Origin of the sequence: Oceanisphaera psychrotolerans, assembly GCF_001870485.1 — a bacterium.
GTDB classification, from domain to species: domain Bacteria; phylum Pseudomonadota; class Gammaproteobacteria; order Enterobacterales; family Aeromonadaceae; genus Oceanimonas; species Oceanimonas psychrotolerans.
Map to the genome: position 1 here is coordinate 1 of NZ_MDKE01000043.1, position 7814 is coordinate 7814.

Below are 7814 nucleotides of genomic sequence, written 5' to 3' on the forward strand. Positions count from 1 at the left end.
ATTTTGATCTTCTGAGCGGGATCGTCAAGCGATCTGGCTTAACTGATCGGCATTACGCATCAGCGGGCTTCTTTCAACACCGTCGAGCTTAGTGCTCGAACATGGCGGAGATGGACTCTTCGTTGCTGATGCGACGAATCGCCTCGGCCAGCATCGGCGACAGAGACAGCTGTTTTACCTTGTCCAGTGCCTGGATTTCCGGGCTCAGCGGCACGGAATCGGTGATGATGACTTCATCGATCACGGAATCCTTGATGTTCTGTGCGGCGTTGCCGGAGAACACGGCGTGGGTGGCGTAGGCGAACACGCGCTTGGCGCCGCGCTCTTTCAGGGCTTCGGCGGCCTTGCACAGGGTACCGCCGGTGTCGATCATGTCGTCGACGATCACGCAGTCGCGGCCTTCGACGTCACCGATCAGGTGCATGACCTGAGAGACGTTGGCGCGCGGACGACGCTTGTCGATGATGGCGATGTCGGTTTCGTCCAGCAGCTTGGCCACGGCACGGGCACGCACTACACCGCCGATATCGGGGGACACCACCACGGCATCGTGCAGGTTCTTGGCTCTCATGTCTTCCAGCAGTACCGGGGTACCGAAGACGTTGTCTACCGGCACATCGAAGAAGCCCTGGATCTGCTCGGCGTGCAGATCGACGGTCAGCACCCGGTCCACACCGACGCTGGACAGGAAGTCGGCCACTACCTTGGCGGTAATCGGCACCCGGGAAGAGCGAACGCGACGGTCCTGACGGGCATAGCCGAAGTAGGGGATAACGGCGGTAATACGACCGGCGGAAGCACGACGGAGTGCATCCACCATCACGATCAGTTCCATCAGGTTGTCGTTGGTCGGTGCACAGGTGGACTGGATGATGAAGACATCGCCGCCCCGTACATTTTCGTTGATTTGTACGCTGATTTCGCCATCACTGAAACGGCCGACATCGGCAGCACTCAGTTTGATGAAAAGACGGTCGGCGATACGTTGGGCGAGTTCCGGCGTAGCATTACCAGCAAACAGCTTCATGTCGGGCACGGTTGAAAACCTCGGGGTTGCTTCATGGGTGGCGAGACTGGACGGGGCCGTGAACCCGTTATCACGGAAGATACTTCCGCTATCCAGCCCGTTTTAGAATTCTATTCTAGTCTGTAGCGCACATTCTAGTCTGTAGCGCACCAGGCAGGTAGTCGGGTTCGAGCCCTGTAGTCCTGTCGGTGACACCGGACAGCAAATTGCCCCTTGGAAATAAGAGCGAAAAAGGGCCCACCCCCATTTTCTGCAATCGCTGTCTAGGTTGCCGTATCTGATGACGGGGAAGCGGCATCCAGTTGCTGCAATGCGCCGAAAAGAGGCGAACGATTACAGCCTTTGGCGACGAAGCCGTGCACGCTTTCCGGTGCCCTGGCCAGGGTTTGCTCAGCCTGTTCCCGGCTGTCAAAGCTGGCGAAGATGCAGGCGCCGGTGCCCGTCATTCTTGACGGCGCGTATTCTAGCAACCAGCCAAGGAGCTTGGCAACCTCGGGGTGGCGCTTTTTGACCAGTGCTTCACAATCGTTTTCCCAGGGTAATGCCAGTCGTTGCTGCAGCGACAATACCGGGCTGTTGCGGGGCAGGTCCGGGTCCTGGAAGATGGCGGCGGTGGCCACCTCGATGCCGGGGTGAAGCACCAGGTACCAGGGCTCGGGGGGCGTGGCCGGGGTAAAAATATCGCCCACGCCTTCGGCAAACGTGGCCTGACCGTGGATGAATACCGGCACATCGGCGCCGAGTGTCAGCCCCAGCCGGGCCAGCTGTTGCAGAGACAGCCCCAGTTGCCATAACCGGTTCAGGGCGACCAGAGTGGTGGCGGCGTCGCTGGAGCCTCCGCCGAGCCCCCCGCCCATGGGCAGCCGCTTGGTCATATGGATGCGGGCCCCCTGGGTGCAGCCGGTCTGGCTTTGCAGCAGGCGGGCGGCCTTGATGATCAGGTTCTGCTCCGGTGCCACCCCGGGCAGGGCCGGCGAGAGAGACAGTTCACCATCGGGGGCCGCTTCAAAACCCAGACTGTCGCCATGGTCGACAAACTGAAACAGCGTCTGCAGGCTGTGGTAACCGTCGTCCCGGCGGCCGGTGATATACAGAAAAAGATTCAGTTTGGCCGGAGCCGGCAACACCATCATGACTCGAGCTCCCACTGGCTGATGGCCAGGCGCAGGGTGGTGTCGTTATGGGTCAGGTCCAGTCGGCTGGGCAACCAGAGCCCGTCAATCCGGGTATAGCCCAGGTAGCGCAGCTTCCAGCCATGAGCAAGGATGGTGTTGGGGCGGCCATCGGCGTCATATTCCACCTGGTCCTGCTCACCCGGCAGACCTTTTATCCAGTAAGACAGCTGCTCGACCGGCAGATCCCAGCCGGTAAGCCGAAGCACCAGCTCCCGGGCATCGGTGGCCTGGTGCTGCTGACCTTCGTGGTCGGTGAGCATGATTTGCCCCTGACGGCGTGTCAGATCGAATACCCGTTTGCCGACCACGTTGGTCAGGTTCATCCGGTAGTCATCGCGGTCCTGACGCCAGAACAGGCTGAGGCTGCCCCGCTCGTCGGGGGTGATAATGCCGAGCCGGGCCGACAGTTGCCATTGTTGCAATTGAGTGAGGGTGGTTTTCTGGGCCTGCCAGGAGCCGGCGGGGGCTTCCTGAGCCTGGTAGGCACAGCCCGACAACCACAGCAGGGCGAAGGTGAACACGAGAATACGCACGGATAACTCCGGGAGTGAAATTTGGCGTCAGTATAAGGGCAAGGTCAGCGCCTTTTAAAGCCTTACTCTTTCTCGTACAATGCTCGGCTACTTGAAAGATGTGATGAGCTGGGCAAAACCCTCATGAGCCTGCTGGTACTGGGAATTAATCATAAGACAGCTTCCGTCGCCCTGCGCGAACGGGTGGCATTCGGACCTGACCTTGCCCCCAGGGCACTACAGGAACTGATGCACACCCGGGACGTGGAGGAAGCGGTGATCCTGTCTACCTGTAACCGTACCGAGCTCTATTGCTTTCTGGAGCCAGACGGCGACAGCGAGTCGGTGCGGCACTGGTTGCAACATTTTCATCGGCTGGATGAAGATGAGCTGACCGCCTGCCTGTATCAACACAGTGGTGAAGAGGCGGTACGTCATCTGATGCGGGTCGCCTGTGGCCTGGACTCCCTGGTACTGGGCGAACCGCAGATCCTGGGCCAGATCAAACAGGCCTATAGCCAGTCTCATCAGGTTGGTACCCTCAAGGGGATTCTGGAGCGACTGTTTCAGAAATCGTTTTCCGTGGCCAAGCGGGTGCGTACCGAAACCGACATCGGCGCCAGCGCGGTGTCGGTGGCTTTTGCCGCCGTCAGCCTGGCCAAGCGCATTTTCTCCGACCTCGGTCGTACCCGGGTACTGCTGGTCGGTGCCGGCGAAACCGTCGAGCTGGTGGCCCGTCATCTCAGGGAGCAGTCGGTGACTCAGATGATGGTGGCCAACCGGACGCTGGAGCGGGCCCAGAGTCTGGCGCAGGAATTCGGCGCCGAGGTGATAACCCTGGAGCAGATTCCCGATCATCTGCCCAAGGCCGATATCGTGATCAGTTCGACCGCCAGTCCCTTGCCGATCATCGGCAAGGGCATGGTGGAACGGGCGCTCAAGGCCCGTCGCCATCAGCCCATCCTGCTGGTGGATATCGCCGTGCCGCGGGATATCGAGGCCGAGGTGGATGAACTGAGCGATGCCTACCTGTATACGGTGGACGATTTGCAGGGCATCATCGAGCAGAATCTGGAAGCCCGCAAGCGGGCCGCCGGTCAGGCCGAACGCATTATCCTGGAAGAGCGTGACCAGTTTATGGGCTGGTTCCGTTCACTCAAGTCGGTTGATCTTATTCGTGACTACCGCAATCAGGCCAACGGGGTGCAGCAACAGGAACTGACCCGGGCGCTGCAGGCGCTGGCCCAGGGGGACGATGCCGCTCAGGTCATGCAACAGCTGGCGCGACGACTGACCAACAAGCTGATCCATACTCCTACTCAGGCGCTGAGCCAGGCGGGCAAAGACGGCGATCAGGAAATCCTGGCCGTTCTGGCCCAGAGCCTGGGGCTGACCAGCACCGATTAAGCCATAGCGGCGAGACACCATGAACATATCCATACTGAAGAAACTGGAAGGCCTGCAGGAGCGTTACGAAGAAGTGCAGGCGCTGCTGGGCGAAGCCTCGATCATCAACAATCAGGATCAATACCGGGCCCTGACCCGTGAATATGCCCAGCTGGAAGGCGTGGTGGGCTGTTTTCGCCGCTATCAGCAGGCCGAAGCCGATCTGGCCGCGGCCAAAGAGATGCTGGCAGAAGACGATGCCGACATGAAGCTGATGGCGCAGGAAGAGATCGACACCGCCAAAGACAGCATAGAAGCCCTGAGCGTCGAGCTGCAGATCCTGCTGTTGCCGAAAGATCCCAATGACGACAACAACTGTTTTCTGGAAATCCGCGCCGGTGCCGGCGGCGATGAAGCCGCGATTTTCGCCGGTGATCTGTTCCGCATGTACAGCCGTTATGCCGAGCAGAAACGCTGGCGGGTGGAAATCATCAGCGCCAGCGAGGGCGAGCACGGCGGTTTCAAGGAGCTGATTGCCCGCATCGAGGGCACCGGCGTCTACGGCCAGCTCAAGTTCGAGTCCGGTGGTCACCGGGTGCAACGGGTGCCTGAGACCGAGTCCCAGGGCCGTATTCATACTTCCGCCTGTACCGTGGCGGTGTTGCCCGAGGTGCCCGAGGCCGAGGCGCCCGAGATCAACCCGGCTGACCTCAAGGTCGATACCTTCCGCGCCTCCGGCGCCGGCGGCCAGCACGTCAACAAGACCGACTCGGCCATTCGCATCACCCACCTGCCCACGGGCATGGTGGTGGAGTGTCAGGATGAGCGCTCCCAGCACAAGAACCGGGCCAAGGCGATGGCGGTGCTGGCCTCGCGGCTGGCGCAGGCAGAGCAGGACAAGCGTCACGCCGAAGAGCAGAGCACCCGGCGCAACCTGCTGGGGAGCGGCGACCGCTCCGATCGCATTCGTACCTACAACTATCCTCAGGGGCGGGTATCGGATCACCGTATCAACCTGACCCTGTATCGGCTGAGCGAAGTGCTGGAAGGCCAGCTCGAGATGCTGACCCAGCCGATACTGCAGGAGCACCAGGCCGATTTGCTGGCCTCTCTGGCGGAGCACTGATGACGCTGGCGCAATGGCGACAATGGCTGCGTGAGCAGCTGGCGGGCGGCGAGTCTCCGGCGGTGGATGCGGACGTACTGCTATGCCATGTGCTGGCCCGGCCGCGCAGTTTTCTGCTGGCCTGGCCCGAATACGAGCCGACGCCGGCCGAGTGCGAACGGCTGAGTGCACTGCTGGCCCGGCGCCAGCGCGGTGAGCCGGTGGCCTACCTCACCGGTGAGCGGGAGTTCTGGTCGCTGGCGCTGGAAGTGTCTCCTGCCACCCTGATCCCCAGACCCGATACCGAAGTCATCATCGAGGCGGCGCTGGCCCGCTTGCCGGCACGCCCTGCGACCCTGGTGGATCTGGGCACCGGCACCGGCGCCATTGCCCTGGCGCTGAAGAGCGAGCGGCCGGACGACACCGTGCTGGCGGTGGAATTCAACCCGGAGGCGGCGGCCCTGGCCCGGCGCAACGGCGAGCGACTGGGACTCGCCATCGAGGTGCGTCAGGGCTGCTGGTTCGAGCCGTTGGACGGGCTCTGTTTTGACATGATCCTGTCCAACCCGCCCTATATCGATGTCGCCGATCCGCATTTACAGGCGGGGGATGTGCGCTTCGAACCGGCCTCGGCCCTGGTGGCGGAGCAGCACGGCATGGCGGACCTGCATCATTTGATCGTCCAGTCTCGTGATCATCTTGAATCCGGCGGCTGGTTGCTGCTGGAGCACGGTTGGCAACAGGGGGCTCTGGTGCGTGACGGTTTCGCCGCCCTGGGATACCAACAGATAGAAACCCTGCGCGACTACGGTGGCCAGGAACGGATAACGCTGGCACAGTGGCCCGGGAGGCTGAATGCTGAAAACGAACATCAGTGATGGCTGGTTGAGCGACGAGCCGCGCAGTCTGATGACCCTGGCGCTGGATGTGGTGGAAAGCCTGTACGGGATCAAGGCGCGGGATCAGGCCGAACTCAGTCTCTTTGCGCTGGAGCAGGAACTGGCCGGCGAGCTTAAAGACATGAATGCCTCGCAGCAGCTGCTGCCGGTGCTGTATGGCAGCATGGGCGTGGTCGGGGATTGGGAGCGCTTCTTTGCGGTCGACAATTGCCTGATGGACAGGGTGCTTTCCCGTCGCCGGGGCATTCCGGTGACTCTGGGCATTCTGTTGCTGCACCTGTGCGAACGTTTCGAGGTCCGGGCCGAGGGCATCGGCTTTCCCGGGCATTTTCTGGTACGGATCTGGCCCGGAGAAGAGGGGATTGTGATTGATCCCTTTACCGGCCGCCAGTTATCGCGCCATGAAATGGAGCAATTGCTGCGGGGAGCCCGGGGCAACCTGGCCCGCATCAAGCCCAATCACCTCAAGGCGGCCGACAAGCTGGATATACTGACCCGGTTGCTGAACGTGACCAAGGCGTCCTTTATTCATCACCAGCAGTTTTCTCAGGCGCTGGCCTGCAGTCAACTGCTGCTCAAGCTCAAGCCCGATTGTCCCTTCGAGCGACGTGATCGGGGCTTTCTGTATGAGCAGCTCGACTGCGATCAGCTTGCCGCCGACGATTTTGAATTCTTTATCGAGCACTGCCCCGAAGATCCGGTGGCCGATGTGCTTAAAGCCCAGGTAGCAGCCCTGGATCTGGGCCCCAAAACCCTCCACTAGGAGTAGCGATGAAAACCGTTAATATCAATCATATCCCGGTTGCCAACGACCAGCCTTTCGTGCTGTTTGGTGGCATCAACGTGCTGGAATCCCGCGACCTGGCCATGAAGGCCTGCGAGCATTACGTCAAGGTGACCGACAAGCTCGGCATTCCCTATGTCTTCAAGGCCAGCTGGGACAAGGCCAATCGCTCCTCCATTCATTCTTTCCGCGGCCCCGGCCTGGAAGAAGGCATGAAGCTGTTGCAGGAAGTGAAAGACACCTTCAAGGTACCGGTGATTACCGATCTGCACGAACCCCATCAGGCGGCCACCGTGGCCGAAGTGGCCGATGTGATCCAGCTGCCGGCCTTTCTGGCACGGCAGACCGACCTGGTGGAGGCCATGGCCAGAACCGGTCGGGTGATCAACATCAAGAAGCCCCAGTTCCTGAGCCCGGGGCAGATGAAAAACATCGTCGACAAGTTTATCGAGTGCGGCAACGAGCAGTTGATACTGTGTGAACGGGGCGCCAACTTCGGTTACGACAACCTGGTGGTGGACATGCTCGGCTTCGGGGTCATGAAAAAGGCCACCGGTGGCGCGCCCATCATCTTCGATGTGACCCACGCCCTGCAATGCCGGGACCGCTGGGTGAGGCCTCCGGCGGTCGCCGGGATCAGGTGGTGGATCTGGCTCGCGCCGGCATGGCGACCGGACTGGCCGGCTTGTTTCTTGAATCTCACCCGGATCCGGCTCAGGCCAAATGCGACGGCCCCAGCGCTCTGCCGCTGGCGAAGCTGGAGCCGTTCCTGGCCCAGATCAAGGCGCTGGATGAGCTGGTGAAAAGCTTCGAACCGCTGGATACCGAGCGCTGATCATATTCAGCAGCCAAAAAACGGGCGGCCACCGGGCCAAGCCATTCCCCTTTCGTGTGCATAAGGTGAGTGGTTGATAACACATGGATGC

The 7814-nt window shown here is 61.1% G+C and carries 7 protein-coding genes and 1 pseudogene; 5 read left to right on the top strand and 3 right to left on the bottom strand.

Annotation, left to right across the window (positions count from 1 at the left end; all coding sequences use genetic code 11):
- Positions 1 to 88: 88 nt before the first annotated feature.
- The 3 genes from BFR47_RS13435 to lolB form a co-directional block, all read right to left on the bottom strand.
- A complete protein-coding gene (locus BFR47_RS13435; RefSeq protein ID WP_071473544.1) occupies positions 89 to 1036 on the bottom strand; it encodes a ribose-phosphate pyrophosphokinase in 948 nt (315 codons plus the stop codon).
- A 254-nt stretch (positions 1037 to 1290) separates the two neighbouring features.
- Positions 1291 to 2160, bottom strand: a complete 870-nt coding sequence (ispE, locus tag BFR47_RS13440) for a 4-(cytidine 5'-diphospho)-2-C-methyl-D-erythritol kinase (protein ID WP_071473545.1) — start codon at positions 2158 to 2160, stop codon at positions 1291 to 1293.
- Positions 2157 to 2735, bottom strand: a complete 579-nt coding sequence (lolB, locus tag BFR47_RS13445; protein WP_175514115.1) for a lipoprotein insertase outer membrane protein LolB — start codon at positions 2733 to 2735, stop codon at positions 2157 to 2159. Before lolB ends, ispE begins: the two co-directional genes overlap by 4 nt.
- Positions 2736 to 2858: 123 nt before the next feature.
- Between lolB and hemA the strand changes: the two genes are divergently transcribed.
- The 5 genes and pseudogenes from hemA to kdsA all read left to right on the top strand — a co-directional run bounded on the left by hemA (position 2859) and on the right by kdsA (position 7723).
- The gene (hemA, locus tag BFR47_RS13450) at positions 2859 to 4121 is read left to right on the top strand and encodes a glutamyl-tRNA reductase (RefSeq protein ID WP_071473547.1); all 1263 of its coding nucleotides are present in this window, start codon (positions 2859 to 2861) and stop codon (positions 4119 to 4121) included.
- Between the two features lie 19 nt (positions 4122 to 4140).
- A complete protein-coding gene (gene prfA / locus BFR47_RS13455; RefSeq protein ID WP_071473548.1) occupies positions 4141 to 5226 on the top strand; it encodes a peptide chain release factor 1 in 1086 nt (361 codons plus the stop codon).
- Positions 5226 to 6083 carry a peptide chain release factor N(5)-glutamine methyltransferase gene (gene prmC, locus BFR47_RS13460; protein WP_071473549.1) on the top strand — a complete coding sequence of 286 codons (858 nt, stop codon included), beginning with the start codon at positions 5226 to 5228 and terminating at the stop codon, positions 6081 to 6083. The genes prfA and prmC overlap by 1 nt, the downstream gene beginning before the upstream one ends.
- Positions 6061 to 6867, top strand: coding sequence for a SirB1 family protein (locus BFR47_RS13465; RefSeq protein WP_071473550.1), 807 nt, complete (start codon positions 6061 to 6063; stop codon positions 6865 to 6867). Before prmC ends, BFR47_RS13465 begins: the two co-directional genes overlap by 23 nt.
- An 8-nt stretch (positions 6868 to 6875) precedes the next feature.
- Positions 6876 to 7723, top strand: a pseudogene (gene kdsA / locus BFR47_RS13470) (3-deoxy-8-phosphooctulonate synthase).
- Positions 7724 to 7814 lie beyond the last annotated feature (91 nt).